We start from the raw sequence: 26,842 nt of genomic DNA on the forward strand, positions 1-26,842 counted from the left end.
GAGACAGTTCCGTGAAGAAGCTTCTGCTCAATCTCGCCGCAGGCCTTGCCCTGACGGCCGCCGCCTCCGCTCCCGCGCTTGCCCAGTCGACGCTCGACAAGATCAAGGCGCGCGGCAACATCATCTGCGGGACCAGCGAGGGCGTGCCCGGCTTTTCGCTGCAGGACAATGGCGGGGTCTGGAAGGGCTTCGACACCGATTTCTGCCGCGCTCTGGCGGCGGCGATCTTCAACGACCCGAACAAGGCGAGCTATCTCTCGCTGTCGAGCAAGAACCGGCTCGTCGCGCTGCAGAGCGGCGAGATCGACGTGCTCGCCCGCACCACGACCTGGACGCTCGGCCGCGACATCGGCCAGGGCCTCACCTTCACCGCCGTCAACTACTATGACGGGCAGGGCTTCATCGTGCGCAAGAAGCTCGGCGTGACCAACGTCAAGGATCTCAACGGCGCCTCGGTCTGCGTGGCGCAGGGCACCACGACGGAGCTCAACCTCGCCGATTACGGGCGCACCAACGGCATCAAGTTCGAGACCGTCGCCTTCGCCACGCTCGACGACACCGTCCAGGCCTACGAGGCCGGCCGCTGCGACGCCTATACCACCGATCTCTCGGCGCTCTCCGGGACCCGCAGCCGGCTCAAGGACCCCGAGGAGCACATCCTGCTGCAGCAGGTCATCTCCAAGGAGCCCCTCGGCCCCTGGGTGCGCAAGAACGACGCGGCCTGGTTCGACCTCGTGCGCTGGACGGTCTTCGCCCTGATCAATGCCGAGGAGCTCGGCGTGACCCAGGCCAATGTCGAGGAGATGGCGAAGTCCTCGCAGAACCCGGAAATCCGCCGCATGCTCGGCAGCGAGGGCAAGTTCGGCGAATCCCTCGGCCTCAGCAATGACTGGGTCGTGCGGATCATCAAGGCCGTCGGCAATTACGGCGAGAGCTTCGAGCGGCATTTCGGCGCCAATACCCGCACCTCGCTGCCGCGAGGCGTCAACAAGCTCTGGACCCAGGGCGGCCTGCAATACGCCCCGCCGATCCGCTGAGGACGGACCGACTGAAATCGGGCCGCTCCTTTTGGGGAGCGGCCCTTGTCGCCGGCGGCTCTCAGGCGGCTTCGCAGACCAGGGTTTCGGCGCGTAGGCCGAGCAGGCGGCTGTAGCCTGCAAGGACCACAAACAGCGCCGCAGCCCCCGCCCCCACCGAGATCCAGAAGCCGCTAGGGGCGCCGAAGGCATCGATCAGCACGCCGGCGGCCGAAGCGCCCGCGGCCATGCCGATGCCGATCCCGGTGATGCCCCAGGTCATGCCCTCGGTGAGCTGGCGCGGCGGCACCAGACGCTCGATCAGGCCCATGGCGATGATGATCGTCGGCGAGACCGCCGCGCCCGCCATGAAGAAGACCAGCGCCAGCGAGGCGAGCCCGGTCACGGCGAGCAGCGGCAAGGTCGTCGCTGCCGCGAGCGCGACCGCCGCGAGGAATTGCGTGGCGAGCGAGGCCCTGAGCCTGAGCGCCCCGAAGACGAGGCCGACGATCAGCGAACCTGCTGCGTAAACGGCGAGGACGAGGCTTGCCGCCGCCTTCTGGCCCTGCGCTTCCGCGAAGGCGACCGCGGTGATCTCGGCCGTGCCGAAGATCGCGCCGATCGCGATCATGGCGAGCACGACGACCTGGACGCCGCCGAGCCGGATGACCGAGGTATCCAGTCCTGCGGTATCGGCGCGAACCGGGGGCTCGGTGCGCCGCTGGGCGCAGAGCAAGGGCACGCCGACGACCAGGAAGATCAGGGCGGCGAGCGGCCCTGCTTCAGGAAACACGCCGACGCTGAGCCCGATCGCAACGATCGGCCCGACGATGAAGATGACCTCGTCGACCACAGATTCGAAGGCGAAGGCCGTGCGCAATTGCGGTGTGTCGCGATAGAATTCGGTCCAGCGCGCCCGGACCATCGCGCCGATGCTCGGCATCAGGCCGGCGAGCAATGCAAAGACGAAGAGCAGCCAGCTCGGCGCGCCCGCCCAGGTCGCGACCATCAGCCCGCCGAGCGCCAACGCCCCGGCCGCGGCGGCGGGCATCAGCACGCGGCGCTGGCCGTAGCGGTCGACCAGACGCGAGACCTGCGGCGTGATCAGCGCGCTGGCGAGCGCGAAAGTCGCGGCCACCGCGCCGGCGATCGCATATTCCCCGCGCCGCTCCGACAGCATGGTGACGATGCCCAGCCCGACCATCGAGGCCGGCAGGCGGGCGATGAAGCCGGCGGAGGAAAAGGCGAAGGCGCCGGGCGCCTGGAAGATCTCGCGATAGGGATTAGGCATGGCTCGGACCGGATAAGGCGGACATACGCCGCGTATGTCAGTGGGTAATTGCATACGCCCCGTATGTCAATTAACATACGGGGCGTATGTGAAGAGGATATGATGGCCCGCAGACTTCGTGCCGACATGATCGCGGAAACCCGCGCCAGCCTGATCGCCGCCGGGCGCGAGGCGTTCGGCACGATCGGCTATGCGGCAGCCTCGATGGATGAGCTGACGGCGGCAGCCGGGCTGACACGCGGCGCGCTCTATCACCATTTCGGCGACAAGAAGGGCCTGTTCGCCGCCGTGCTCGACCAGATCGATGCGGAGATGACGGTCAGGCTGCGCGCGGTCTCGGCCAGGGCCGAGGATCGCTGGACCGGCTTCCGCGACGAATGCGCCGCCTATCTCGCCATGGCGCTGGAGCCGGAAATCCAGCGTATCACGTTGCGCGACGGCCCGGCCGTGCTCGGCGACCCCTGGAGCTGGCCGATCCAGAACGACTGCATCCGGATGATGACCCGGGGTCTGGACGAGCTCGTCACCGAGGGCGTACTGGCGCCGCTCGATCCCGAGGCCGTGGCGCGCCTGATCTTCGGTGCGACCCAGCATGCGGCGCAGTGGATCGCGCATGCGCCGGAGCCGGAGGCGGCCCTGAAAAGCGCGACCGACGCCTTCGACGCGATGCTCGACGGCCTTCTGAGCAAGCCGACATGAAAAAGGGCGCCCGAGGCGCCCTTTTTCTGCATCTCGCCTGAGAAGCGATCGCTTGCGCCTCAGCGCGGCGCGAGCACCATCACCATCTGGCGGCCTTCGAGCTGCCAGTCGCTCTCGACCTTGGCAACCTCGGCAGTATCGACCTTGACGCGCTCGAGCACCTTCACGCCGAGATCCTGATGCGCCATCTCGCGGCCGCGGAAGCGCAGGGTGACCTTCACCTTGTCGCCTTCCTCGAAGAAGCCGTGCATGGCCTTCATCTTGACGTCGTAGTCATGCGTGTCGATGCCGGGACGCAGCTTGATTTCCTTGATCTCGATGGTGCGCTGCTTCTTGCGCGCCTCCGAGGCCTTCTTCTGCTCGAGAAAGCGGAAGCGACCGTAATCGAGGATCTTGCAGACCGGCGGAACGGAGTTCGGGGCGATCTCGACAAGGTCGAGACCGGCATCCTCGGCGAGCTTCAGCGCATCGAAGAACGAGACCACGCCACGGTTGGCGCCGGTATCGTCGATGAGCTGAACATCACGCACTCCGCGAATGTCGCGGTTCGAGCGGGGACCTTCCTTGGTCGGGGTCGGGGCAGCGCGGTACGGACGACGAATGGGGTATTCTCCTGTATCTGGCGCGCTTCGCGCCGTTGTTGCAGACACATTGCACAATGATGCGCGTTGTCAATGCATGACACCGCGATGGCGGGCATTCCCGCCGGCTTAGCCCCCGAGCAGCGCGCAGTAGACGTCGAGCGTCTCGGAGACCATCGCCTCCAGCGAGAAATGCCGCTCGACATGCACCCGCGCGCGTCGCGCCAGCGCATCCCTGGCGGATGGCCGGAGCGCCAGCGCCTCTTTCAGGCCGGCCGCGAGAGCCGGAGCATCACCCGGAGGCACGCGCCAGCCGGTTCGTTCGCCAGGCTGAGCCTGCGGCGGTGCCAGAACCGTCTCGGGCACCGCGCCGAGATCTGAGACCACGACGGGTGTGCCCATCGCCTGCGCTTCGACCGCAACGCGACCGAAGGCTTCGGGGTCCGTCGAGGGCACCGCGACGACCGCCGCCGAGAGCATCGCCGCTGGCATGTCGCTGCAGTGGCCGACACGCTTCACACGGCCCTCGAGACCGGCCTTGGCGATCAGCGCATCGAGTTCCTTGACGTAGCCGTCCCTCCCCTGCGCATCGCCGGCGAGGATGAAGGCCGTATCGGTGTCCCCGCCGTCGCGCATCAGGCGCGCGGCCTCGATCAGGACGCGCTGGCCCTTCCAGTTGGTGAGGCGACCGGGCAGCAGCACGATGCGCTGATGCGGTTCGACGCCCCAGGCGTTGCGCAGCGCCTGGACCCGTTCCGCCCCGACCGCGGCCGGCGCGAAGGCGGAGAAATTGGTACCGCGATTGACGACCCTGACGCGGTCGCCGGCCACCGGATGCTTCGCCAAGATCAGGCCGGCCGTATAGGCGGAGTTGGCGATGACCACGTCGCCGCGCGCCATCACCGAATTATAGAGCGTCTTCACCGCCGAGCGGCTGTTGTAGGAGCCGTGATAGGTGGTGACGAAGGGCAGTTTCAGCAACCTCGCCGCACCCAACGCGACCCAGGCCGGGGCGCGGGAGCGGGCGTGGATCAGCTCCACCCCTTCCTGCTTGCAGAGCAGTGCGAGCTTGCGGATGTTGAGGAGCATCGCGACCGGGTTCTTCGAGGCCGCCGGGAACGGCAGCCAGACCCCGCCCTTGGCCTGCAACTCGGCCACGAGGCGCCCGCCTTCGGTCGCGACCAGCGCACGTGCGCCGGCATCTGTCAGCCCCTTGGCGATATCGACGGCGGTGCGCTCGGCCCCGCCCGCTTCCAGCTCGGGAATGATCTGCAGGATCGTCCGCCCCGCCAGTGGATGCGTTTCGGTCGAAGGCAGTGAAAGGTGGGCACCCGGCTTGAAGGACATTCGCTCTCGGTCTGGACTTTCGTAAACGAGGGCGAATATGCCCCTATCGATTGCTAGCCGCAGCCTTTAATCGCCGCGGCCGGATGATTCGTCACAGGAGATTTGCCTTGGAGCGCCAGCCGCCGCAATGGCTCGAGGTCGGAGACGACCCCACAAAGCGCCGCCTCGCCTATCTCCTGCAGGAGGGAACCGGCGCCCCGATCGTCTGGCTCGGCGGCTTCCGCTCCGACATGCGTGCGACCAAGGCCGAGGCTCTGGCGGAGTGGGCCCGCACCAACGGCCGGGCCTGCCTGCGCTTCGACTATGGCGGCCACGGCGAGAGCGATGGCGATTTCGGCAGCTTCACCCTGTCGGACTGGCTCGACGATGCGGTTGCCGCGATCGAAAGCCAGTGTCGTCAGCGCCCGATCCTGGTGGGCTCGTCGATGGGCGGCTGGATCGCGCTGCTCGCGGCACGCCGCCTGTTCGGCACACCCCTGCAGCCTTCCGGGCTCGTCCTGATCGCACCTGCGGTGGATTTCTCCGAGGACCTGATGTGGGCGCAGATGCCCGATTCCATCCGCCGGACGATCCTCGACGAGGGCGTCTGGCTGCGGCCTTCGGAATACTCCCCCGATCCGACGCCGATCACCCGCGCCCTGATCGAGGACGGGCGCCGGCACCTAATGTTCGGCGGCGAGATCAAGGCCGGCTGCCCCGTGCATATCCTGCAGGGCATGCGCGATCCCGACGTGCCCTGGCGCCAGGCGCTGAAGCTGGTCGAGCATCTCAGCGGCGACCCGGTCGTGCTGACGCTGATCAAGGATGGCGATCACCGCCTGTCCACGCCGGACGATATCGTGAGATTGCAGTCGGCGGTCGCCGGGATGGCGACCGCGCCCTGAAGATCGGAATGACCGGCGTCAGTGGACGCTGACCATCCTCAGATCGTGCTCCCAGGCATTGGCCGTGGCGGCCTCGCGCGAATCCGTGACGAGGATCGGAGCACCGTCGGCCGAGAGCAGGGTGAAGAGCTGCAAGCCGGATTCGATCTTCGGCGCCTGCGGGAAAATCCGCATCAGCTCGTCCGAGCTCATCGACTTGATATAGGCGACCTCGCCAGCACCGAGCGCGGCGAATTCCGCGGGGGTCAGCGGGTTGGTCTGGATAAGATTGCTGTCCTGTTTCATCGCGCCCTCCTTCAGAGCAGTGCGAATGCGGTTCTGATACTGCGCCTTCAATTATGAACAGATGCGAAAACCGCTGACGCATCCTTCAAAAGCTGGACGGGTCTCCGTCCTCTACTCCCGGCTCATGATATCGATACGCCGGATGAGCCGTTCCGGTTCCGGTCTGACGAGATCAATCGCCAGCAGGCCGTTCGACAGATCGGCGCCGAGAACCTGCATGCCGTCGGCCAGCAGGAAGCTGCGCTGGAACTGACGGGCGGCGATGCCGCGGTGCAGAAACTGGCGATTCTTGTCGTCGCCCTGGCGGCCACGGATCGTGAGCTGGTTCTCCTCCAGCGTGATCTCGAGCTGCTCCCGGGCGAAGCCCGCGACGGCCAGCGTGATGCGCAGGCGATCGGGCTCGTCCTCCGTCCGGGTCAGCCGCTCAATATTGTAGGGCGGGTACCCCTCGCTCGCGCCCTTGGCGACGCGATCGAGCGCACGCTCGATATCGTCGAAGCCGAGCAGGAACGGGTGAGACAGGCTAGGCGTACGCGTCATCGCTCCAGGCCCTCGAAAGGCGCCTCACAGACATCGGGACCCGCCGCCGGCAGCACCCCGCGGGCGAAAGGCGAACCCTTCCGCTTGAACAAGATATGGCGAAGAGCAGAGGCCGCTTCAAGAGGAGCGGCCGGTAGCCGGCAACCCGTCAGGCGAGGCGGAATTCCGACGATGTCCGGAAGGAGAATGGTACAGCCACCCCGGCTTGAACGGGGGACCTCTAGATCCACAATCTAGCGCTCTAACCAACTGAGCTATGGCTGCCCGTACCGAGGGCTTCGCGACCGGCCGCCGCGGCGGGGTCGTCAGCGGCGCGGACCCTAGTGCCGAGTCTCGGCTTTTGCAACCGCGTAATTCAACTCCGGCTCCGGAAATTCGGCGCAGCGATGGCGCGCGCCGAATCCGGCCGCTGGATCAATCCTTGCGCAGGGCCGCGTTGGCGGTCCGGGCGAGCTCCTTCAGGTGCTCGGCATAGGATTCGTAGCTGCGGCGCACCGCCTTGGCCTGTAACGCGATCGCCTCCGAGGCGCTGTTGCTGCGCGCCAGCGTCTGTGCGTCGCCCAGCGTCGCCTCCAGCTCGGCGCAGGCATGGTCGAGCATGCGGGCCTGCAGGGCTCCGAAGGCGCGTGCCATGGTCAAGGCCTGGCTCATCGCAGTCGCGGTGACGACGGCAGCCGCTTCGGGCGGGCGCGGCAAGGGCAGCGAAGCGGGCTGCGGCGGCGCCTTGGCAGCCGGCGCGGGAGCGGGCTCCGCCGGCTTTGCGACCGGGGCGACAGGGGCGACCGCGACAGGCGCCGACTTGGCGACGATGGGCTTGGCGGATGCCGTCTCAGCGACTGCTGGCTTGACGAGCGCCGGCTTCACTTCGGCAGCTACAGCCTTGGACACCGCTGCGGCAGGCTTGATGGCCTTCGCGGCAACCTTCGGCCCCGCGACCTTCGCGACAGGCTTCTCGACGCGAATCTTGACCGGCGCCGCTTTCTTCAGGGCACTCGCGACGGCGGGCTTGGCCAGAGGAGCCGGCTTGGCCACGGGAGCAGGCTTGGCCGCTGCGACCGGCGACGGCGCGGGAGCGGTGACCTTGACGGGCTCGGGCTTGGCCGGAGCAGCGGTGACGGCAGGTTGCGCGGGAGTGGCAACCTTCGGCCTCTCGGCCTGCGCGGCAGCGGGCGGCGTCGCGGCCGGTGCAGGCGTCAGCGCCTTCACCGGGGACAGGCTGACCGGGACCTTGGACTTGGTCCGGGTCGGAGCAGGCTTGACCATGGCGGCTCTCCTTCAGCGGCAAACGGCGAAGGCCGGACCCACGCGGTCCGGCCGAAAAGCGGTATCGGCGCCATCCGGCGCCGAATCAGCAGGCCTCAGCGGCCCTTGGTCGCCTTGCTGACGGTCTCGGCGGCCTTGGTCGCGGCATCCTGCGCGGCGGTGCCGAGATCCTTGATCTGGTTCTGGAAGGCGGCGACCTGCGACTTCAGGAAGTCCGACTGGTGCTGCATCACCTCGGTGAGATCCTTCGACTTCACCAGCTTCTGGGCGAAATCGAACGCGGCCGCGACATTGTTCTCTGCATAGGCGATGGCCTTGCGGGTCGCGTCCTGCGTGTTGGCGCGGGCGTTCTCGGCTGAGCCATGGGCATTGTCCACAGCCTTGTGGGCAGCGCCCATGAAGCCGTCAAACGCCTTGCGGGCCTGCTCGACGCTGCGCTCGGCGAACTCGCGCATTTCTGTGGGCACTTCATAAGGCAGCTTGCCGTTCATCGAATCCTCCTGTCGTGTGGTGATCCATCCCTAGATCATTGTGCACTGCAATATCATTGTTGCGCCGCAATGACAACAGCGTGACAATTGGTGACGGCCGCCATGTTAACGCTGTTTCCATGAGAAGCGGGAGAGCGATCTTCGGTTCCATGGATTTGCCGCCGTTTGGGGTCTATTAAGGCTTTGTTAGGCATAACGGGCGCGGATCGAACGAGCAGGCAGGCATGAGCGAGGCCGGAGAGGACTGGGCGAGGTGGAGCATGGCAGCGGCTGAAGACGCAGCCCTTGCAGCCTTTGCAGCCGGCGGCGCCCTGCTGCTGTGGGATCCGGCTGCCGAGAAGCCGCATTTCGCCAACGCTGCTGCACAAGCGCTGCTCGGCGGGCAGACGAGCCTGCCGGCACCGACCCGGCAGCGCCTGAACCTGCTGGCCGGCGGCATGGCCTCCGCCAATGGCATCCGGCTAGAGCGCCTGCGCCTGACCGCAAGCTTCGCCGCAGTTCCCGTCACCTGCGGCAGCAAGCTGGTTTCGCTACCCGACGGGCGCTCCGTTCTGGCCATCGCCGTGCAAGCCTCCGAGCTGCGCCGACTCGGCGTCGCCGTTCCGCAGGCCGCCCCCGCCGAAGCTGCGCCGGTCGCCGCCCCCGCCCCGGCTGCACCTCAGGGCGAGGCCCCTGCGCCCGCCAGGCCGGCCATGGTCCGCTTCCTCTGGCAGAGTGATCGCGACGGCAGGCTGACCAAGCTCTCCGACAATATCGCCACTCTGACCGGGCAGGCGGCTGCGGCCAGGCTGATCGGCCAGCGCTGGCATGACCTGCTCGGCTCCGTCTTCGCCGACAGCGATGGCGGCCTGATCGAACGTTTCGCCAATCCCGCGACCTGGAGCGGCCATGGCCTGCTGTGGCGCACCGATTCGCCTGGCGAGGCCGCGCCGGTCGAGCTCTCGGGCGTGCCGGTGCTCGATGCCGGGCGCCAGCTCGCGGGCTTCCGCGGCTTCGGCATCGCCCGGCTCAACGAGCGCTGCCCGTTCCCGATCCCCGCGGCGAATACCGCGGCAGCGGACGCACAGGTCGAGGCGGAACAGGATGGCGCGACCGCCGAAGCCATTCAGGACGACGATGCGCAACCTGCGGCCGACCTTGCCGCAATGGAGGATGCTCCAGCCGCATTGCCTGTCACCGACGACTTGATCGCGGCCACTTCGGCCGGCGAGGAAGTCCCGGCGGTCAGCATGTCCGAGGCGGACGATCTTTCGAATCTGCCAGAGGACGACCGCGAGGAGGAGGCAGACGAAGCCGCCGCCTCGATCGATTTGGACCAGCCGCAGGACGATGCTGCGGCAGAGCCTGCTTCCGAAGCGCCCGCTGCACCAGAGCCCGAGCGTCTGCCCGGCAAGATCGTGCCGCTGCGCAACGGGCATCTGACCGCGATCAGACCGGTGCTCGAACCGTCGAAGGCGCATCTGAGCTCGGCCGAGCGCAACGCCTTCCGCGAGATCGCCAAGGCACTGGGCGCGCGACTGGCCGGCGATGACGAGCCGAGCACGCCGCGCCTGCCCCCGGTCGCGCCATTGCAGGTCAAGGACAAGGAAGAGACCCCGGCGGCGAAACCGGCCGCGGAGGCCGAAGCGGCTTCCGCCCCGGCGCGCCACCGCAATTCCCACGCCGACGTGCTCGACCGGCTGCCGATCGCCGTTCTCGTCAATCGCGGCGACGAGGCGCTCTATGCCAACCGCACGCTGCTCGAGCTGCTGGATTATGCCGATCTCGCCGACCTGAAGGCCGGCGGCAAGGTCAGCCGCCTGATCAAGGAAGCCGCCCGCGCCGATGGCGGCACGATGACGCTGCTCGACCGGCTCGGCCATCTCGTCAGCGTCGACGCCGTGCTGTCGAGCGTGAGCTGGCAGGACGAGCCCGCCACGCTGATGGCCTTCCGCCATCCCAACGGCGATGGCAGCGACGTGCCGGTCCTGACGCCGGAAGAAGCGGAGGAAGCCGAGCTTGCGGCCGAATTCGCGGCGGAGGAAGCCGAATCGGCGGCCCGGGTCGAGGCGCTCCGGCTCGATGCCGATGCGCGCGATGCCCGCATCGGCGAGCTCACCGCCATGCTCGACACCGCGACCGACGGCGTCGTCACCGTCGACGATCGCGGCCGCATCCTGTCGCTGAACAAGGCGGCCGAGGCGCTGTTCGGTTACGACCAGCGCGAGGTCACCGGCGAATTGTTCACCCTGCTCTTCGCCAGCGAGAGCCATGCTCCCGCCCTCGACTATCTCGAAGGGCTCAAGGGCGGCGGCGTCGCGTCCGTCTTGAATGACGGGCGCGAGGTGCAGGGCCGCGTGCGCCAGGGCGGCAAGATCCCGCTGTTCATGACGATGGGCCAGATCGCCCATGGCAATGAGCCCCGCTTCTGCGCCGTGCTGCGCGACATCACCGCCTGGAAGAAGACCGAGGGCGAGCTGGTCGAGGCCCGCAAGGCGGCGGAGATGGCGAGCGCGCAGAAATCCGACGTGCTCGCCAAGATCAGCCACGAGATCCGCACGCCGCTCAATGCCATCATCGGCTTCGCCGAGGTGATGGCGGAAGAGCGCTTCGGGCCGATCGCCAACGAGCGCTACAAGGAATATCTGCGCGACATCCACCAGTCAGGCGGCTACGTCATCAGCCTGGTCAACGACCTGCTCGACCTCGCCAAGATCGAAGCCGGCAAGCTCGATCTCGACTTCGTCAGCGTCAACCTGAACGAGATCGCCCTGTCGACGGTGTCGCTGCTTCAGCCGGAGGCGCAACGCGGCCGCGTCGTGCTGCGCTCGGGGCTGTCACCGAAGCTGCCGCCGGTCGTCGCCGACGAGCGCTCGATCCGGCAGATCGCGATCAACCTGCTCTCGAACGCGGTGAAGTTCACCGATGCCGGCGGGCAGGTCATCATCTCGACCGCGCTCGGCGACCAGGGCGAAGCGATCCTCAGGGTCCGCGACACCGGCATCGGCATGGACGACGACGAACTCCGCCTCGCGCTCGAACCCTTCCGCCAGGTGCCGACGACGCGGCGTGCCGGCGGCACGGGCCTTGGCCTGCCGCTGACCAAGGCGCTGGTCGAGGCGAACCGCGCGGCGATGGCGATCACCAGCGTCAAGAAAGAAGGCACGCTGGTCGAGATCACCTTCCCGCCGCAGCGCGTGCTGGCGAGCTGATCGAACGGCGACATAGACACTAAAAAGCCCGGGACCGATGTCCCGGGCTTTTTCATTTGGTCAAAGCAGCGTCCCGGTCAGGATGAGCGCCGCCACGCCGAAATAGATCACGAGACCGGTGACATCGACCAACGTCGCGACGAAGGGCGCCGAGGCGCTGGCGGGATCGAAGCCGAGCCGCTTCAGCGCGAAAGGCAGCATCGAGCCGGCGAGCGAGCCGAAGGTAACAATGCCGACGAGCGCGCCGCCGACCGTTGCGGCGATCAGCATCCAGTGCGGCCCGTAATCGTAGAAGCCGAGCCATTGCCACGCGACGATCCGGGCGACGCCGATCACGCCGAGGATGCTGCCGAGCGTGAGGCCGGTCGGCAATTCGCGCAGTGCGATCCGCCACCAGTCCTTCAGCGTGACCTCGCGCAGCGCCAGCGCCCGGATGATCAGCGAAGTTGCCTGCGAGCCGGAATTGCCGCCCGAACTCATGATCAGCGGGATGAACAGCGTCAGCACGATCGCCTTCTCGAGCTCGCCCTCGAAGAACTGCATGACGGATGCGGTCAGCATCTCGCCGACCAGCAGGATCGAGAGCCAGCCGGCGCGCTTGCGGATCATCGCGACGAAGCCGATCTCGTTATAGGGCTGGTCCAGCGCCTCCATGCCGCCGAGCTTCTGCACGTCCTCGGTCGTCTCGGCGATCATCGCGTCGATGACGTCGTCGAAGGTGACGATGCCGATGAGCTGCTCCTCCGCGTCGACGACAGGCACCGACAGCAGGTCGTATTTGGTGATGAGGCGCGCCACCTCCTCGCGATCGATTTCCGGAGTGACGCAGATCGGCTTGTGCGCCGGCACGACCGACTCGACCGGCGCCTCCGGATCACCGCTGATCAGGCGCCTGAGCGAGACCGCGCGCACCAGCTTGCGCGTCACGGAATCGAGCACGTAGATCGCGTAGACCGTCTCGCGCGAGCGCTCGACGCGGCGGATATGGTCGAGCGTCTGCTGCACCGTCCAGTTCGAGGGCACGCTGACGAACTCGGTCGTCATGATCGAGCCGGCGCTGTGCTCGGGATAGGCCAGCAGCTTCTTGAGATCGGAGCGGGTCTGGCGATCGAGACGCCCGCTGACGCGCGCGCGCGTCTCCTCGTCGAACTCCTGGAAGACGTCGGCCGCCCGGTCCGCCGACATGGCGGAGAGCAGCGCACCGGCGCGCTGGTCGGGCAGCAGCGCCACCGCCTCGGCGGCGGCGGTGAGCTCGGGTTGGTCGAGCACCTCGACGGCACGTTCGAACGGCAGTTCGGCCAGGACATGCGCGATGGTCGCGTCGTCCTGGTCGTTCAACGTCTCGACGATGTCGGCGACGTGTTCCTGCGCCAGCGTCTGGGCCAGCGTCACGGCAAGGAGGTCCGTCGTGGCGGCGGTATCGTTCATGGCTCTATTCCTTGCGATCGGGCCGTCGTGGCCGGATCGCAGGCGAGCCGGGGGACCCGGTCAGGCGCGCGAGGCGGCGGCGGACGGCTTCGACTGTCGGCTGGGACTGTCGCTTGGCATCGGGTCGGGGTTTCCTGTGAGCAGCCGGCCGCAGGGGCCGGAGGCACGAGGCCAATGCACCCGCAAAGCGCCCGCGTCAAACGGTTTTTACCTCGCTCGCGGGCCGATCATTGGCATTGGCCGATGCGGCCTGCCCGGCCTATTGTCACAGGTGACGAACCGGCGCTTTCAGTCGGCCTCGTCGTCGTCCGCCCTCTCTCGCTGGATTCCGCCGATGTCCCTGACCATCTATGGCTGTTACCGCTCGCGCGCGACGCGCGTCATCTGGCTCGCCAACGAGCTCGGCCTGCCCTTCAACCATGTGCCGGTGATCCAGGCCTATCGCCTGCCCGATCCGAAGGCGCCGGGCGTGCCGCTGCACACCCGCAGCGCCGATTTCCTAAAGATCAACCCGAACGGCCATATCCCGAGCATCGACGACAACGGCTTCAAGCTGCACGAATCGCTGGCGATCAACCTCTATCTCGCCCGCAAGCATGGCGGCCCGCTCGCTCCGAAGGACGCGCAGGAGGAAGGGCTGGCCGTGATGTGGTCGCTCTGGGCCGCGACCGAATGCGAGAGCCATGCGCTCAACCTGCAGTTCCACCTCGCCGCCTATCCGCCGGAGAAGCGCAAGCCTGAGCTGGTCGAGGCCGCGCTCGCCGCCCTGCCCGGTCCGTTCGGCGTGCTCGACCAGACGCTGGCCGAGAATGGCGGTTATGTGATGGGCAACCGCTTCACCGTCGCCGACATCAACGTTGCGGAGGTGATCCGCTACGCCAAGCCGGCGACGCAGCTCTTCGATGCCAATCCACGCGTGAAGGCCTGGCTCGAAGCCTGCCAGGCGCGGCCGGCCTTCCAGGCGATGTGGGAGGCGCGCGACGCCGAAGCTGCCTGAGCGCGCAGAATCCGGGTGGCCGGGCCTTGCCCGGCCGCCTACTGACGCGGGATGACCCGGCCAGCGAGCAGAGCTTCCGCCATGACACCGCCGACCTCCGCTCCCGCGCTGCGCATGGGCCCGTTCGAATGGTTCCTGCTGATCGTCCTGTCGATCCTGTGGGGCGGCTCGTTCTTCTTCAACAAGCTGACCGTGGCGGAATGGCCGCCCTTCGCCGTGGTGCAGGTGCGCGTCGGCCTCGCGGCGCTGGCGCTGCTTCTGGTCGTGCGAATCGCAGGCCAGTCGATGGCGGTCGGGCGCGAACTCTGGCTCGCCTTCTTCGGGATGGGCATCCTCAACAACCTGATCCCGTTCAGCCTGTTCCTCTGGGGCCAGCAGCAGATCGCGAGTGGTCTGGCCTCGATCCTGAACGCGACCACGCCGATCTTCGCAGTGCTGGTGATGCATTGCTTCGGCAACGAGAAGGCGACGGGACTGAAGCTCGGCGGCGTGCTGGCCGGCCTCATCGGCGTCGCCATCCTGATGGGGCCTGATGCGCTCAGCGGCCTCGGCTCCAATCTGGCGGCGCAGCTCGCCTGCATCCTCGCCGCGGTCTCCTATGCCTTTTCCGGCCTGCTCGGCCGGCGTTTCAGGGGCGTGTCGCCGCTGGTCGCCGCCACCGGTCAGCTTTCGGCCTCGACATTGATGATGATCCCGATCGTCTTCGTGATGCATCCGCCCTGGACGCTGCCGGTACCGTCGCAGCAGGCGCTTCTCGCCCTCGTCGGACTGGCGCTGATCTCGACGGCGCTCGCCTATCTCCTGTTCTTCCGGATCATGCGCACGGCCGGGCCGAGCAACGTCATGCTCGTCACCTTTCTGATCCCTGTCAGCGCCATCCTGCTCGGCTCCGGCCTCCTGGGAGAGGAATTGCTGCCGCGCCATTTCGCCGGCATGGCTGCGATCTTCGTCGGGCTCGCCCTGATCGATGGCCGCATCGCGCGCATCGCCCAGGCCAGACCCGCCCCAACCGCCTGATCCCGCATATCTTTTCCGGGCCTCTCATCAGCCGAGCGCCCTGACGGCACTCAGCCGAAAGGCTTTGTTGTCAAAAGATTATGAATTTCTGTAGGATCGACACCTTGGTCGGAACCGCTATTGGCGACGGCCACCGATAGAGATATCGCGGCAAGCGATACACGGGACAGGGGACGGCTCATGGATGTGCGGCAGCTGCGATGTTTCATCGCGGTGGCGGAAGAGCTGCACTTCGGCCGGGCAGCCGAGCGGCTCGGCGTCGCGCCGCCCGCGCTGTCGCGGCAGATCAGCGCCCTCGAAGACGAACTCGGCGTCGCCCTGCTGACGCGTACGACCCGGCAGGTCGCGATGACCCGCGCCGGGCTGATCATGCTCGAGGAGGCCAAGGGCATCCTGGTCAAGATGGAGCATGCCTCGCGTGCCGTGCGCGAGGCCTCGCTCGCTTCGGGCAAGGTGCTGCGCGTCGGCGCGATCGACGCGGCCTCGTCGAGCTTCGTGCCGGAGGCGCTGATGGCCTTCCGCGCCCGCTTCCCCGGCATCGAGATCAAGTTCGTCGAGGCGATGACGGCCGCGCTCGTCCAGATGCTGGAGGCCGGCAAGCTCGACCTCGCGCTCACTCGCCCGCCCCGCAAGCCGACCGACTGCGCCTTCGAGATCCTGCGGGTCGAGCGCCCGATCGTGGTGCTGAACGAGAACCATCCGCTTGCCGCGCGCGAGCACCTGACCATGCTCGATCTCGTCGGCGAGCCCTTCGTCGTGCCGTCCAAGCGCATCCGGCCTTACGCCTACGATCTGGTCATGGCCTATTTCGAGAGCGTCGGCGCGGTTCCCAACGTCACCATCGAGGCGACCGAGAAGCCGGCGATGATGTCGGCGGTCGCGGCCGGGCTCGGCATGGCGCTGGCTCCGGACTGGGTCTCGCGCTTATCCTTCCCCGGCGTGACGATGCGGCGCCTGCGCGGCGCGATGCTCGATCCACCGCCGCCGGGCGCGCTCGTCGGCGTCTCCTGGCGTCCGCAGCAGAAGCTGCCCTCCCGCGACGACTTCCTCGCGATCCTCAGGGAGAGCGTGACGCTGCTCGACGAACGCCACGTCCTGCCCTTCGTGGCACCGAAACCGCAGAAACGAACCGCCCGCACCGGGTCGCCAATCGGAGGAGCCTCATGAGTTTGAACCAGATAGAGCGGGCACAGGGTCTGCGCGTAAGATCGACGCAGGACATGTGGGCAGGGGTGTTCATGATCGTGTTCGCCTGCGTGGCCGTGTTCATGGCCTGGGATCTGCCCATGGGCAGCCTGCGGCAGATCGGGGCGGGCATGCTGCCGAAATCCATCGCCACGATCTGCGGCGCGTTGGGCGTGATTCTGGCGCTGAGCTCGCTGCGCTATCACGGCGAGGCCCTGACGCCCTGGTCGTGGCGCGCCGTCGTTCACGTCCTCGGCGGGACCGTCCTTTTCGCGCTGGCGATCCGCGGTTTCGATCTCGGGCCGATCCATGTGCCTTCGCTCGGCCTCGTCATCGCCGGGCCGCTGGTCGTGCTGTTCTCGGGCATGGCGGCGAGCGACCGCAGCCTGAAGGAGCTGGTGATCTTCGCGGCCGTGATGACGTTCGGCTGCGCGCTGCTGTTCAAATATGGGCTGGGACTGCCAATTCCCCTCGCCCCCTGGCTGCTTGGAATCTGACGCCATGGCTGAAATGATGTCTCATCTGGCGGTCGGTTTCGGCGTCGCCTTCACGTTCCAGAATATCCTGCTCTGCTTCACCGGCTGCCTTGTCGGGACGTTGATCGGGGTGCTGCCCGGCGTCGGCCCGACCGCGACCATCGCCATGCTGCTGCCGATCACCTTCGGCCTCGACCCGACCGGCGCGCTGATCATGCTCGCGGGCATCTATTACGGCGCGCAATATGGCGGATCGACCACGGCGATCCTCGTGAACATTCCCGGCGAAGCGACCGCCGTGGTCACCACGCTCGACGGCCACCAGATGGCCAAGCAGGGCCGGGCCGGCATCGCGCTCGGCACGGCCGCCCTCGGCTCCTTCTTCGCCGGCACCGTCGCCACCATGGTCATTGCAGCGCTCGGCGCGCCGCTGACGCGGCTGGCGCTGCTGTTCGGGCCTGCCGAATATTTCTCGCTGATGGTGATGGGCCTGTGCTTTGCCGTGGTTCTGGCACGCGGTTCGATCCTGAAGGCCTTCTGCATGATCGCGCTCGGCCTGCTCCTGTCGACGGTCGGCACCGACCTCGAGACCGGGCAGGAACGCCTGACCTTCGGCATCGCTTCGCTCTCGGACGGCATTGACGTCGCCGTGCTCGGCATGGGCGTCTTCGGTTTCGCGGAAGTGCTGCGCAACCTCGAAACCCCCGAAGCGCGCGACGTCGTCCGCGCCAAGATCGGCCGGCTGCTGCCGAACTGGAGCGACATCAAGCAATCGATCAACCCGGTGCTGCGTGGCACCGGCATCGGCGCCATCCTCGGCATCCTGCCGGGCAATGGCGCGGTGCTCGGCCCCTTCGCCAGCTACACGGTCGAAAAGAAGATCGCCGACGACCCGTCCCGCTTCGGCAAGGGCGCGATCGAGGGCGTGGCGGGGCCGGAATCGGCCAACAACGCCGGCGCGCAGACCGCCTTTATCCCGTTGCTCACGCTCGGCATTCCGCCGAATGCGGTGATGGCGCTGATGGTCGGCGCGATGACGATTCACGGCATCATCCCCGGCCCGCAGGTCATGACCAAGAACCCGGAGCTGTTCTGGGGCATGATCGCCTCGATGTGGATCGGCAACCTGATGCTGCTCGTCATCAACCTGCCGCTGGTCGGCCTCTGGGTGAAGCTGCTGCAGGTGCCCTATCGGCTGATGTTCCCGGCGATCCTGATCTTCTGCTGCATCGGCATCTATTCGGTGAACAACCAGCCGGCCGACGTCGCCTTCACGGCGCTGTTCGGCCTGTTCGGCTACGCGCTGATCAAGCTCGGCTTCGAGCCGGCACCGATGCTGCTCGGCTTCGTGCTGGGCAAGCTGATGGAGGAGAAGCTCCGGCAGGCGCTGATCATCTCGCGCGGCTCCTTCTACACCTTCATCGACTATCAGAACCGGCCGATCTCGCTGGGGCTGCTCATCGTTGCCGCGATCGTGCTCGCCATCGCGCTCTTGCCCGCGATCTCGAAGAAGCGCGACGAGGTCTTCACCGAATGACGGGGTTGCCGCCCCGGCGGCCCCCCTCCAGTTTCATTTCACGCAATCTCCAGGGAGGAATACGCATGAAGAAGCTCGCTCTCGGCCTTGCCGCCGCCGCCACGCTGGCCTTCGCCGGCGCCGCGCAGGCGCAGGGTTATCCGACGAAGCCGATCACCATGATCGTGCCCTTCGCGGCCGGCGGCCCGACCGACATCATCGCCCGCGTCGTCGCCGACCACATGTCGAAGACGCTCGGCCAGCAGATCGTGATCGAGAACGTCGCCGGCGCCGGCGGCACGACCGGCATCACCCGCGCCGTCACCGCAGCACCGGACGGCTACACCATCGCGATGGGGCATCTGGGCACCTTCTCAGCGGCCCCCGCCACCTATCCCGGCCTGAAATACGACCCGATCAACGGCATGCAGACGATCGGGCTCGCCGGCGGCACGCCGATCCTGATCGTCGCGCGCAAGAATCTCGAAGCGCCCGACCTCAAGGCCTTCGTCGCCGCCGTCAAGGCCAACCCTGACAAGTTCAACGAAGCCCATGCCGGCCTCGGCTCGGTCTCCTGGACGACTTGCACCCTGCTCAAGGGCATTCTCGGCACGCCGAAGATCAACGCCGTCGCCTATCGCGGCACCGGCCCGGCGCTGAACGACCTCGTCTCCGGCCAGATCGACTTCATGTGCGACCAGATCGTCTCGGTCTCCGAGCAGGTCAAGGCCGGAACCATCAAGGCCTATGCCATCGCCTCGGCCCAGCGCTCGCCGGCGCTGCCCGACGTGCCCACCACCAAGGAAGCCGGCCTGCCCGACTACCAGATCGAGGCCTGGAACGGCATCGCCGGCCCGAAGGGCATGCCGAAGGAGGCCGTGGACAAGCTGGTCGATGCGCTCGACAAGGCCCTCAACGACGAAGGCACCAAGAAGCGCCTGCTCGACCTCGGCGCCGTGCTGCCGACCGCCGAGGAGCGGACGCCGGCCGGTTTCGCCGCCCTGATCAAACGCGACGCCGACAAGCTGACGCCTGCGCTCTCGGCCGCGTCGAAGCAGTAAACGGACGCGAGACGCCAATGATCATGCGGCGGGCCTTCGGGCCCGCCGTTTGCGTTTCAGGCCCGGCAGCGTCCCTCGGGCGCCGGAGCACGCCTTTGTCATGACCAGGCAAGCCTCTGTTCCTGAAGCTCTTTCTGCTTCCGGTTTCCGAACGTTAACATCTCGTGACCCGCTTTCCGGGAACTGATCGAGCACGTTGCGGTTGTCCTCGCCGAAGGTTCGCTTCGAAAGGAGACATACCATGTTCAAGAAACTTGCTCTTGTTGCCGCCCTGACCATCACCCCGGCGGTTGCCTTTGCCCAGAGCCAGCCCTCGGGCGGCGCGGTCGGCGGTGCGACCAGCGGGGCCGCGACCGGCGCAGTCGGCGGCGCCGTTGTCGGTGGCCCGGTCGGTGCGGTGGTCGGCGGTGTCGGCGGCGCCGTGGTCGGCGCGATCATCGGTGATGCAGCCGAGCCGAAGTTCCGCACCTATGTGGTGGAGCAGCGCGTCCCCTCCTACACCTATGCCGAGCCGGTCGCGGTCGGCACGGTGCTGCCGCAGCAGGGCGTCGTCTACCACCAGCTGCCGGCCGACTATGCGCCGAACGCCTCGAACTATCGCTACACGGTCGTGAACGACCGCACGGTGATCGTCGAGCCGCAGACGCGCCGCATCGTGCAGATCATCGAATAATACCGCTCACGATCCGAATGACGGGCGGTTTCAACCCCAGGCCGTCCGTCCTTCAGGCCAGGCCCGCTCCGGAAACGGGGCGGGCCGCTTCGTGTCGGGACGGGCTCAGCGCGTGCCGAACATGCGGTCGCCGGCATCACCCAGACCGGGGACGATATAGCCGTGGTCGTTGAGCCGCTCGTCGATGGCCGCCGTCCAGATCCGGACATCGGGATGGGCGCCGCGCAGGCGCGCGATGCCCTCCGGCGCAGCCAGCAAACACATGAAGCGCAGATCCCGGGCGCCGCGCTCCTTCAGGCGCTCGACCGCCGCTACGGCGGAATTCGCCGTCGCCAGCATCGGGTCCATCACCACGATCATGCGATCGGCGATATCGGAGGGCGCCTTGAAGTAATATTCGACGGCCTGGAGCGTGTCGGGGTCGCGATAGAGCCCGATATGGGCGACGCGGGCAGCCGGGACGAGCTCCAGCATGCCGTCGAGGAAGCCGACGCCGGCGCGCAGGATCGGCGCGAAGACCAGCTTCTTGCCGGCAATGACCGGCTGCATCGACTTCTGCAGCGGCGTCTCGATCTCGATCAGTTCGGTCGGCAGGTCGCGCGTCACCTCGTAGCAGAGCAGCATGCCGATCTCGTTGAGGAGCTGGCGGAAGCTCTTGGTGGAGCGATCCTTCTCGCGCATCAGCGTGAGCTTGTGCTGGACCAGCGGGTGGTCGACGACGGTGACGCCGTCCTGGCTCGAAGTCATACGCCGGTTACCCCTCTATCTCTCGGACCTTGGCTTACCCTCAAAATACCGTGCCATCGCTGACGATGGTCAAGGGCGGCCCGCCATCCACACGCTTTTCGCGCGCGATCCGGCGCCCGGCGGCCCAGGTCCCGCCTTCGAGCACCTTGGCGAGCGGAAGTTCTTCGCGCGAGCGCCCGAGACGCTGACGGATCAGCGCCGCGACCTCGTCGAGCAGGGCGACGGTCAGCGCTCGCCATTCGACCACGAGCGGCGACGAGACCTCATGCGCCTTCGTCCGGTCCGCCTCATGTTTCAGCGCGATGACGCCGCTGTCGAGGAAGAGCCCGCCATTGCGGTACTCCGGCAGGCCGGTCATCTCGTCGATGTCGACCACGGCGATGCCGGCCCATTCCAGCGGCTCGATCAGCGAATAGGTCAGCCATTGCGAAAGCTTGTGGAAAGGCACGACGCCCTCCGTCGGCTTTCCCGGCGCGATCAGGGGATGGCGCCAGGTGTCGCCGAGCGCGACGCCAGCGACCGTCAGCCGCGACGGCCAGATGCCGCCGAAAGTGCCGAGCACCTCGCCCAGCATATGCGGGGCTCGCAGCGTCCCGGTATCGGCAGCCTTGGCGAAGCGATCGAACAACGCGCCCGGCCGCGACAGACCCTGCCGTTCCAACTCCTCGCCGAGGCGGTTGAGCAGCGCCGCGCGGCCTTCGAGCGCGAGCAGCGGATTGCCCGGCCCGGCCTGGAAGCCGTGCGCCAGCGCGGCCGCATCGAGGCGCTTCAGCCCGGCCGCATCGGCCCGCAAGGGATCGGCTGGATCGCTGGAGAACAGCCCTGCGGCGAACATGTCGAGCGAGGCGAGCGCCAGCCCCTCGGAGCGGCCGATCTCGCGGCCCGTCGCGGCATCGCGATAGCGCCAGTCCGGGCCGGCGCCGGCATCGAGCAGGACACTGACGACGGCGAGATCATAGGCGGCGCGGCCGCGCGCGGCATGGTTTGCGAAGTTCGCCTCCCGGTCGAGCTTCTGCCAGCGATCCTCGCCATCGACGGTGAAATGGCGCCAGCGCGCATGGAAGGGGATGTCGAGCGTCGGATAATTCGCGCGGATCGTCTCCAGCACATAATCCGCGCAGGTTTCGAGCCGATCCGGATGGACGCTGAAATGAAGAAGCTGACCGGCAAGGCCGAGCTCCAGCATCTCCTGCGCACGCTCACGCACGGCAGCGGGTTTCAACAGGGCGCGGAACGCCTCGGGATCGCGGTCGGGCATCGTCAACTCGGTTGGCGTGGCGGAATCAGAACTTGTCGAGGTCGCGGCCGACCGTGGACTTCAGGGCGTTGTCGCCAGGCGCGCCGTCGGGCGAGTAGTATCCCGCGGCCTTCTTGGCCTCGATCTCGACGGAGGCATCGGGCGGGACCAGCTCGGGCGGGATCGCGACGCGCTCGCCGATGGTGATGCCGCTCTCGACCATGGCGTCGTATTTCATGTTCGACATCGACATCAGCCGGTCGATATGGGTGACGCCGAGCCAGTGCAGCACGTCCGGCATGAGCTGCTGGAAGCGGGCATCCTGGACGCCGGCGACGCATTCGGTGCGCTCGAAATAGGTCGCGGCGGAATCGCCGCCCTCCTGGCGCTTGCGGGCGTTGTAGACGAGGAATTTCGTGACCTCGCCGAGCGCCCGCCCCTCCTTGCGGTTGTAGACGATCAGGCCGACGCCGCCGCTCTGGGCCTCCTTCACGCATTCCTCGATGCCATGCGTGAGATAGGGCCGGCAGGTGCAGATGTCCGAGCCGAAGACGTCCGAGCCGTTGCACTCGTCATGGACCCGGCAGGCGATGCGCGCCTTCGGATCGGCAAGCCGCGAAGCCTCGCCCATGACATAGGCCGTGATCGAGCCGATCGGCGGCAGGAAGACCTTGAGGTCCGGCCGCGTCACAAGCTCGGGATACATGCCGCCGGTCTGCTCGAAGAGTGTGCGGCGCAATTCGCTCTCGGTGGTGCCGAACCGTTCGGCGATGCCCGGCAGGTACCAGACCGGATCGACCGCGATCTTGGTGACGCTGATATCGCCGGAGGCGTGCAGGATATGCCCGTCCGCAGCGAGGCGATGGGCGCCCATCGCGGCGAGGATCTCGGGCAGGTTGAGCCTGGCCTTGGTGATCGCGATCGACGGCCGGATATCGATGCCCTCGCCGATCAGCTTGCCGAAATCCTGCGCGACCGTGTGGCCGAAGGGATCGAGCGAGACGATCCTCTTCGGGTCGGCCCATTGCGGCTGGGGCAGGATTTCCGCCGTCGGATAGGTGTTGGTCAGGTCCGGGCGCTGCTGAGGGTTCATGGCGCGGGCCGAGATCGCCAGCGCCCGATAGACCGAATAAGAGCCGCCATGGGCGCCGATGACGTTGCGGTCGGCCAGATTGGTGGTCGAGGCGATGATGGGCCCACGCTCGGCGGCGTTGGGAGCGCCCCACTTGATCGGGAAGCGCGTGGCAGCCCCGCCCGGCTCGGGATGGGAGGTCAGCCTGATATGGCCGTTGCGGTTCGGCGCATTCATCGCGGTCACGCCCTGAAAACGGAAGAAGGCCCCGGGACGGGATCGTCCGGGGCCTTCTGGACCTCATGAAGTCTGAACCAGCGCAGTGGCGCCGTCAATCGCCTTAGAAAACAGCGAGATAGCGCAGCAGCGAGATGATGCCGATCACGATCACGATGATCTGCACGACGTTCTTGATCTGCCCGTCGAGCGGCAGCATCCGCACGAGGTAGAGCACGAGGCCGATGACGAGAACGGTGATCAGCAGCGAAATCAGAATGGACATGCTTGCAGCCCTTTATCTCGGCCGGTAGCCGGCCCCCCGGAGCCCAGCCGCGACGCATTCGCGGCTTGTCAGCCCCGGCGAGAGAACGTCGCAGGGCGGGGATTGGTTCCGGAGGCGGGTTTGCCGGCGAAAGGGGCTTTCGAAGGAACGCGGGAGCCGCAAACAGAAAACCCCTCTCCCGGGTGGGACAGGGGTTTTCCGCAGTTCCTGCGCTCGGCTCAGCCGGCGATGCGGTCGAAATCCGCGACCGCGCGCGTTGCCTGGCGGAGCTGGTTGAGCAGCTTCAGGCGGTTGGCCCGCAGGGCCGGATCGGGATCGTTGACCGTGACCTTGTCGAAGAAGGCATCCACCGCCGGGCGGATTTCGGCGAGCGCGGCCATGGCGCCCTCGTAATCCTCGGCGGTGACGGCGGCCTCGGCCTTCGGCGTCGCCTGCGCCAGCGCAACGGCAAGCGCCTTCTCCTCGATCAGGCCGGCCTCGGCGATCAGATGCAGGTCCGGAGCAGCGGCGAAGGCGCCCTCCCCGTCCTTCTTCTCCTCGGCCTTGAGGATATTGGCGGCGCGCTTGTAGCCGGCGAGTAGGTTTTTGCCGTCCTCGGTATCGAGGAAACGGCCGAGCGCGGCGACGCGACGGGTGATGAGGAGGAGGTCGTCGTTGGCCGAAGCGCCTTCGCCCAGCACGGCGTCGACGAGATCATGCCGCGCGCCCTGGTCGCGGAGCATGACCTTCAAGCGGTCGTGGAAGAAAGAGAGGAGGTCGGCATCGTTGGCGACCTGCGTCAGCCCCAGCCGCACCCCATTCTCGACCACCAGCCGGATCACACCCAGCGCCGCGCGACGCAGCGCATAGGGGTCCTTGCTGCCGGTCGGCTTCTCGTCGATGGCCCAGAAGCCGACGAGCGTGTCGAGCTTGTCGGCCAATGCCACGGCCACCGAAACCGGATCGTTAGGAACGCGATCGGACGGGCCGACCGGCTTGTAGTGCTCCTCGACCGCGGCCGCGACCGAAACATCCTCGCCCTGCAGCTCGGCATATTTCCGGCCCATCAGGCCCTGCAGTTCCGGGAACTCGCCGACCATCTCGGTCGGCAGATCGGCCTTGGCGAGCCTGGCGGCACGTTCGGCCTTGTCCGGGTCGGCGCCGACGATCGGGGCCAGTTCCCTGGCCAGAGCCGCGATGCGCTGGACGCGCTCGCCCTGCGTGCCGAGCTTGGCGTGGAAGACGACGCCGAGCTTGTCGAGCTTGGCCATGCGCTGGTCGAGCGGCTTGGCGAGATCGAGGCCGAGCTTTTCAGCGCTGTCCCTGAAGGTGTCGAGGTCCGGCAGCGAGCCGCGATCGGTCTGCCAGAAATAGGCGGCGTCCGAGAGGCGCGCACGCACGACGCGGCCATTGCCGGCGGTGATCGCCACGCCACCATCGCTGGCGACGAGGTTCGAGACCAGGATGAAGCGATTGGCGAGATCGCCGGTCGCCGGATCGCGCAGCACGAAGCATTTCTGGTTGGCGCGGATCGTGGCGCGGATCGCCTCGCCGGGAATGTCGAGGAAGCGTTCCTCGAAGGAACCCATCAGCACGACCGGCCATTCGACGAGGCCGGCAACCTCCTCCAGCAAGCCCTCGTCCTCGACGAGGTCGAGACCCTGCGCGAAGGCGAGGTTGCGGGCGTCTGTGAGGATGATCTCCTTGCGGCGGTCGGCATCGAGCACGACCTTCGCCTTCTCAAGCGAGGCGACATAGTCCTCCAGGCGCTTCACCGTGATAGGTGCAGGCGCGTGGAAGCGGTGGCCATAGGTCACGTTGCCGGAGACGATGCCGTCGACTTCGAAGGGCACGATCTCGGTGTCTTCGGTCTCGGCGCCGAAGGTGCAGAGGATCGAATGCAGCGGGCGCACCCAGCGGAGGCTCGCCCCCGCAGCCGAGGCCTTGCCCCAGCGCATCGATTTCGGCCAGGGGAAGGACCGGATCACCGCAGGGACGATCTCGGCGATGGCCGCGACGGTTTCCTGGCCGGGCTTCTCGATGATGGCGACGTAGGAGTCGCCCTTCTTCGGATCGCTGACGATCGTCGCCTGGTCGAGCGAATTCAGACCCGCTGCCTTGAGGAAGCCCTGCACGGCGGCGTCGGGCGCGCCGACGCGCGGACCCTTGCGCTCCTCACGCACGTCGCGGCCACGAACGGGGAGGCCGGCAATGTGCAGCGCGAGCCGGCGCGGCGTCGCGAAGGCCTTCGCGCCCTCGTAGACGAGGCCGCGCTCGACCAGCGCATCGGTGACGAGTTTCTTCAGATCATCGGCAGCCTTGCGCTGCATGCGCGCGGGAATCTCTTCCGAAAACAGTTCAAGCAGAAGATCGGGCATCAGATGGCTCCCCCGCCGGCGGTCTTCAGCCAGGCCGCACCGCAGGCCTTGGAGAGCTCGCGCACGCGCAGGATGTAGCTCTGCCGCTCGGTGACCGAGATCACGCCGCGCGCATCGAGCAGGTTGAAGATGTGGCTCGCCTTGATGCACTGGTCATAAGCCGGCAGGGCGAGTTCGTGGCGGGGCTGGTTGGCGCCAGCGGCCGGTTCGCCGGCGGCGAGCAGGGCCTTGCACTCGATCTCGGCATCGGTGAAGTGCCGGAACAGCATCTCGGTATTGGCATGCTCGAAATTATGCCGGGAGTATTCCTGCTCGGCCTGCAGGAAGACGTCGCCATAGGAGATGCGGTCCTCGCCATCGAGACCGTTGAAGTTGAGATCGTAGACGTTCTCGACGCCCTGGACATACATCGCCAGGCGTTCGAGCCCATAGGTCAGTTCGCCCGCGACGGGCGCGCATTCCACGCCCGCGACCTGCTGAAAGTAAGTGAACTGGCTGACTTCCATGCCGTCGCACCAGCATTCCCAGCCGAGGCCCCAGGCGCCCAAGGTCGGGCTCTCCCAGTCGTCCTCGACGAAGCGGACGTCATGCAGGCCGAGATCGACGCCGATGGCCTTGAGCGAGTCGAGATAGAGCTGCTGAAGATCCGGCGGCGACGGCTTCAGGATGACCTGGAACTGATAGTAATGCTGGAGGCGGTTGGGGTTCTCGCCGTAGCGGCCGTCCTTGGGGCGGCGCGAAGGCTGGACATAGGCCGCCCGCCACGGCTTCGGCCCGAGCGCGCGCAAGGTCGTCGCCGGGTGGAAGGTGCCGGCACCGACCTCCATGTCGTAGGGCTGCAACACCACGCAACCTCGCTCGGCCCAGAAGCGCTGCAACGTCAGCAGCAGCCCCTGGAAGGAGCGGGTCGGATCCATCGCCGGGGAAGAAGCCGGGATGGTGGAGTGCGAGAGTGGCGCGGGGGCGGACAAGTGCCAGCAACCTTC

Annotated in this window: 25 protein-coding genes and 1 tRNA gene; 11 read left to right on the top strand and 15 right to left on the bottom strand. The window is 67.2% G+C overall.

The window, feature by feature from the left end; translation table 11 throughout:
• Positions 1-11: 11 nt before the first annotated feature.
• A complete protein-coding gene (locus BLQ70_RS03805) occupies positions 12-1,037 on the top strand; it encodes an amino acid ABC transporter substrate-binding protein (protein ID WP_061964769.1) in 1,026 nt (341 codons plus the stop codon).
• Positions 1,038-1,098: 61 nt separating this feature from the next.
• Here the strand turns inward: BLQ70_RS03805 and BLQ70_RS03810 are convergent, their stop codons facing one another.
• The gene (locus tag BLQ70_RS03810) at positions 1,099-2,307 is read right to left on the bottom strand and encodes an MFS transporter (protein WP_091855858.1); all 1,209 of its coding nucleotides are present in this window, start codon (positions 2,305-2,307) and stop codon (positions 1,099-1,101) included.
• Between the two features lie 102 nt (positions 2,308-2,409).
• Here BLQ70_RS03810 and BLQ70_RS03815 point away from each other — a divergent pair, with 102 nt between their 5' ends.
• Positions 2,410-3,006: a TetR/AcrR family transcriptional regulator gene (locus BLQ70_RS03815; RefSeq protein WP_061965584.1), complete on the top strand. Its 597-nt coding sequence runs from the start codon at positions 2,410-2,412 to the stop codon at positions 3,004-3,006.
• A gap of 59 nt (positions 3,007-3,065) precedes the next feature.
• Here BLQ70_RS03815 and infC read toward each other — a convergent pair whose 3' ends face one another.
• Positions 3,066-3,608, bottom strand: coding sequence for a translation initiation factor IF-3 (gene infC, locus BLQ70_RS03820; protein WP_061965586.1), 543 nt, complete (start codon positions 3,606-3,608; stop codon positions 3,066-3,068).
• A 108-nt stretch (positions 3,609-3,716) separates the two neighbouring features.
• A complete protein-coding gene (locus BLQ70_RS03825) occupies positions 3,717-4,934 on the bottom strand; it encodes a glycosyltransferase family 4 protein (protein ID WP_091855859.1) in 1,218 nt (405 codons plus the stop codon).
• 107 nt (positions 4,935-5,041) lie between these two features.
• On the opposite strand from BLQ70_RS03825, the gene BLQ70_RS03830 reads away from it, so the two are divergent.
• Entirely contained in the window at positions 5,042-5,818 is a 777-nt protein-coding gene (locus BLQ70_RS03830; RefSeq protein ID WP_244511886.1) for an alpha/beta hydrolase, read from the top strand.
• Between the two features lie 18 nt (positions 5,819-5,836).
• On the opposite strand, the gene BLQ70_RS03835 is transcribed toward BLQ70_RS03830, so the two are convergent.
• From BLQ70_RS03835 to BLQ70_RS03855, 5 genes are all read right to left on the bottom strand, one after another.
• Entirely contained in the window at positions 5,837-6,103 is a 267-nt protein-coding gene (locus BLQ70_RS03835) for a BQ00720 family protein (RefSeq protein WP_061965588.1), read from the bottom strand.
• Positions 6,104-6,214: 111 nt separating this feature from the next.
• The gene (locus BLQ70_RS03840) at positions 6,215-6,643 is read right to left on the bottom strand and encodes an Hsp20 family protein (RefSeq protein ID WP_061964777.1); all 429 of its coding nucleotides are present in this window, start codon (positions 6,641-6,643) and stop codon (positions 6,215-6,217) included.
• A gap of 187 nt (positions 6,644-6,830) precedes the next feature.
• A tRNA-His gene (locus tag BLQ70_RS03845) sits at positions 6,831-6,907 on the bottom strand.
• A 150-nt stretch (positions 6,908-7,057) separates the two neighbouring features.
• Positions 7,058-7,906, bottom strand: coding sequence for a phasin family protein (locus tag BLQ70_RS03850; protein WP_091855861.1), 849 nt, complete (start codon positions 7,904-7,906; stop codon positions 7,058-7,060).
• A gap of 95 nt (positions 7,907-8,001) precedes the next feature.
• Complete coding sequence (locus BLQ70_RS03855; RefSeq protein ID WP_091855862.1) at positions 8,002-8,397, bottom strand: phasin; 396 nt, start codon at positions 8,395-8,397, stop codon at positions 8,002-8,004.
• A gap of 224 nt (positions 8,398-8,621) precedes the next feature.
• On the opposite strand from BLQ70_RS03855, the gene BLQ70_RS03860 reads away from it, so the two are divergent.
• A complete protein-coding gene (locus BLQ70_RS03860; protein WP_139163481.1) occupies positions 8,622-11,588 on the top strand; it encodes a sensor histidine kinase in 2,967 nt (988 codons plus the stop codon).
• A gap of 60 nt (positions 11,589-11,648) precedes the next feature.
• On the opposite strand, the gene mgtE is transcribed toward BLQ70_RS03860, so the two are convergent.
• Positions 11,649-13,016 (bottom strand): magnesium transporter, encoded by a 1,368-nt coding sequence (mgtE, locus tag BLQ70_RS03865; RefSeq protein WP_061964785.1) that lies wholly within the window; start codon positions 13,014-13,016, stop codon positions 11,649-11,651.
• 334 nt (positions 13,017-13,350) lie between these two features.
• Here mgtE and BLQ70_RS03870 point away from each other — a divergent pair, with 334 nt between their 5' ends.
• The 7 genes from BLQ70_RS03870 (at position 13,351) to BLQ70_RS03900 (ending at position 19,941) form a co-directional block, all read left to right on the top strand.
• A complete protein-coding gene (locus BLQ70_RS03870; RefSeq protein WP_091855863.1) occupies positions 13,351-14,013 on the top strand; it encodes a glutathione S-transferase family protein in 663 nt (220 codons plus the stop codon).
• An 81-nt stretch (positions 14,014-14,094) separates the two neighbouring features.
• Positions 14,095-15,030, top strand: a complete 936-nt coding sequence (locus BLQ70_RS03875; protein ID WP_244511887.1) for a DMT family transporter — start codon at positions 14,095-14,097, stop codon at positions 15,028-15,030.
• Positions 15,031-15,210: 180 nt separating this feature from the next.
• A complete protein-coding gene (locus BLQ70_RS03880) occupies positions 15,211-16,197 on the top strand; it encodes a LysR family transcriptional regulator (protein ID WP_091855864.1) in 987 nt (328 codons plus the stop codon).
• Positions 16,194-16,712 carry a tripartite tricarboxylate transporter TctB family protein gene (locus tag BLQ70_RS03885; RefSeq protein WP_091855865.1) on the top strand — a complete coding sequence of 173 codons (519 nt, stop codon included), beginning with the start codon at positions 16,194-16,196 and terminating at the stop codon, positions 16,710-16,712. Before BLQ70_RS03880 ends, BLQ70_RS03885 begins: the two co-directional genes overlap by 4 nt.
• Positions 16,713-16,716: 4 nt before the next feature.
• Positions 16,717-18,228 carry a tripartite tricarboxylate transporter permease gene (locus tag BLQ70_RS03890; protein WP_061964793.1) on the top strand — a complete coding sequence of 504 codons (1,512 nt, stop codon included), beginning with the start codon at positions 16,717-16,719 and terminating at the stop codon, positions 18,226-18,228.
• Between the two features lie 65 nt (positions 18,229-18,293).
• Positions 18,294-19,268 (top strand): tripartite tricarboxylate transporter substrate-binding protein, encoded by a 975-nt coding sequence (locus BLQ70_RS03895; protein WP_091855866.1) that lies wholly within the window; start codon positions 18,294-18,296, stop codon positions 19,266-19,268.
• A gap of 241 nt (positions 19,269-19,509) precedes the next feature.
• Entirely contained in the window at positions 19,510-19,941 is a 432-nt protein-coding gene (locus BLQ70_RS03900; RefSeq protein ID WP_061964797.1) for a DUF1236 domain-containing protein, read from the top strand.
• A gap of 105 nt (positions 19,942-20,046) precedes the next feature.
• On the opposite strand, the gene upp is transcribed toward BLQ70_RS03900, so the two are convergent.
• The 6 genes from upp to BLQ70_RS03930 form a co-directional block, all read right to left on the bottom strand.
• On the bottom strand, positions 20,047-20,688 hold the full coding sequence (gene upp / locus BLQ70_RS03905) for a uracil phosphoribosyltransferase (RefSeq protein WP_061964799.1): 642 nt from the start codon (positions 20,686-20,688) through the stop codon (positions 20,047-20,049).
• A 40-nt stretch (positions 20,689-20,728) separates the two neighbouring features.
• Positions 20,729-21,946 (bottom strand): URC4/urg3 family protein, encoded by a 1,218-nt coding sequence (locus tag BLQ70_RS03910; protein WP_091855867.1) that lies wholly within the window; start codon positions 21,944-21,946, stop codon positions 20,729-20,731.
• Between the two features lie 25 nt (positions 21,947-21,971).
• A complete protein-coding gene (locus tag BLQ70_RS03915; protein WP_091855868.1) occupies positions 21,972-23,234 on the bottom strand; it encodes a GTP cyclohydrolase II in 1,263 nt (420 codons plus the stop codon).
• A gap of 103 nt (positions 23,235-23,337) precedes the next feature.
• Positions 23,338-23,499 (bottom strand): Thivi_2564 family membrane protein, encoded by a 162-nt coding sequence (locus BLQ70_RS25530; RefSeq protein ID WP_091855869.1) that lies wholly within the window; start codon positions 23,497-23,499, stop codon positions 23,338-23,340.
• 218 nt (positions 23,500-23,717) lie between these two features.
• Positions 23,718-25,856 carry a glycine--tRNA ligase subunit beta gene (gene glyS, locus BLQ70_RS03925; RefSeq protein ID WP_091855870.1) on the bottom strand — a complete coding sequence of 713 codons (2,139 nt, stop codon included), beginning with the start codon at positions 25,854-25,856 and terminating at the stop codon, positions 23,718-23,720.
• Positions 25,856-26,773 carry a glycine--tRNA ligase subunit alpha gene (locus tag BLQ70_RS03930; RefSeq protein WP_091855871.1) on the bottom strand — a complete coding sequence of 306 codons (918 nt, stop codon included), beginning with the start codon at positions 26,771-26,773 and terminating at the stop codon, positions 25,856-25,858. Before BLQ70_RS03930 ends, glyS begins: the two co-directional genes overlap by 1 nt.
• Positions 26,774-26,842 lie beyond the last annotated feature (69 nt).

The sequence above is a fragment of the Allobosea robiniae genome (assembly GCF_900102525.1).
Classification (GTDB): Bacteria; Pseudomonadota; Alphaproteobacteria; order Rhizobiales; family Beijerinckiaceae; genus Allobosea; species Allobosea robiniae.

Coding starts and splice junctions, on each gene's coding strand:
- BLQ70_RS03810 (WP_091855858.1), bottom strand. CDS start 2,307: ATGCCTAATCCCTATCGCGAGATCTTCCAGGCGCCCGGCGCCTTCGCC.
- BLQ70_RS03815 (WP_061965584.1), top strand. CDS start 2,410: ATGGCCCGCAGACTTCGTGCCGACATGATCGCGGAAACCCGCGCCAGC.
- BLQ70_RS03825 (WP_091855859.1), bottom strand. CDS start 4,934: ATGTCCTTCAAGCCGGGTGCCCACCTTTCACTGCCTTCGACCGAAACG.
- BLQ70_RS03835 (WP_061965588.1), bottom strand. CDS start 6,103: ATGAAACAGGACAGCAATCTTATCCAGACCAACCCGCTGACCCCCGCG.
- BLQ70_RS03840 (WP_061964777.1), bottom strand. CDS start 6,643: ATGACGCGTACGCCTAGCCTGTCTCACCCGTTCCTGCTCGGCTTCGAC.
- BLQ70_RS03850 (WP_091855861.1), bottom strand. CDS start 7,906: ATGGTCAAGCCTGCTCCGACCCGGACCAAGTCCAAGGTCCCGGTCAGC.
- BLQ70_RS03855 (WP_091855862.1), bottom strand. CDS start 8,397: ATGAACGGCAAGCTGCCTTATGAAGTGCCCACAGAAATGCGCGAGTTC.
- BLQ70_RS03860 (WP_139163481.1), top strand. CDS start 8,622: ATGAGCGAGGCCGGAGAGGACTGGGCGAGGTGGAGCATGGCAGCGGCT.
- mgtE (WP_061964785.1), bottom strand. CDS start 13,016: ATGAACGATACCGCCGCCACGACGGACCTCCTTGCCGTGACGCTGGCC.
- BLQ70_RS03870 (WP_091855863.1), top strand. CDS start 13,351: ATGTCCCTGACCATCTATGGCTGTTACCGCTCGCGCGCGACGCGCGTC.
- BLQ70_RS03875 (WP_244511887.1), top strand. CDS start 14,095: ATGACACCGCCGACCTCCGCTCCCGCGCTGCGCATGGGCCCGTTCGAA.
- BLQ70_RS03880 (WP_091855864.1), top strand. CDS start 15,211: ATGGATGTGCGGCAGCTGCGATGTTTCATCGCGGTGGCGGAAGAGCTG.
- BLQ70_RS03885 (WP_091855865.1), top strand. CDS start 16,194: ATGAGTTTGAACCAGATAGAGCGGGCACAGGGTCTGCGCGTAAGATCG.
- BLQ70_RS03890 (WP_061964793.1), top strand. CDS start 16,717: ATGGCTGAAATGATGTCTCATCTGGCGGTCGGTTTCGGCGTCGCCTTC.
- BLQ70_RS03895 (WP_091855866.1), top strand. CDS start 18,294: ATGAAGAAGCTCGCTCTCGGCCTTGCCGCCGCCGCCACGCTGGCCTTC.
- BLQ70_RS03900 (WP_061964797.1), top strand. CDS start 19,510: ATGTTCAAGAAACTTGCTCTTGTTGCCGCCCTGACCATCACCCCGGCG.
- upp (WP_061964799.1), bottom strand. CDS start 20,688: ATGACTTCGAGCCAGGACGGCGTCACCGTCGTCGACCACCCGCTGGTC.
- BLQ70_RS03910 (WP_091855867.1), bottom strand. CDS start 21,946: ATGCCCGACCGCGATCCCGAGGCGTTCCGCGCCCTGTTGAAACCCGCT.
- BLQ70_RS03915 (WP_091855868.1), bottom strand. CDS start 23,234: ATGAATGCGCCGAACCGCAACGGCCATATCAGGCTGACCTCCCATCCC.
- BLQ70_RS25530 (WP_091855869.1), bottom strand. CDS start 23,499: ATGTCCATTCTGATTTCGCTGCTGATCACCGTTCTCGTCATCGGCCTC.
- glyS (WP_091855870.1), bottom strand. CDS start 25,856: ATGCCCGATCTTCTGCTTGAACTGTTTTCGGAAGAGATTCCCGCGCGC.
- BLQ70_RS03930 (WP_091855871.1), bottom strand. CDS start 26,773: ATGGATCCGACCCGCTCCTTCCAGGGGCTGCTGCTGACGTTGCAGCGC.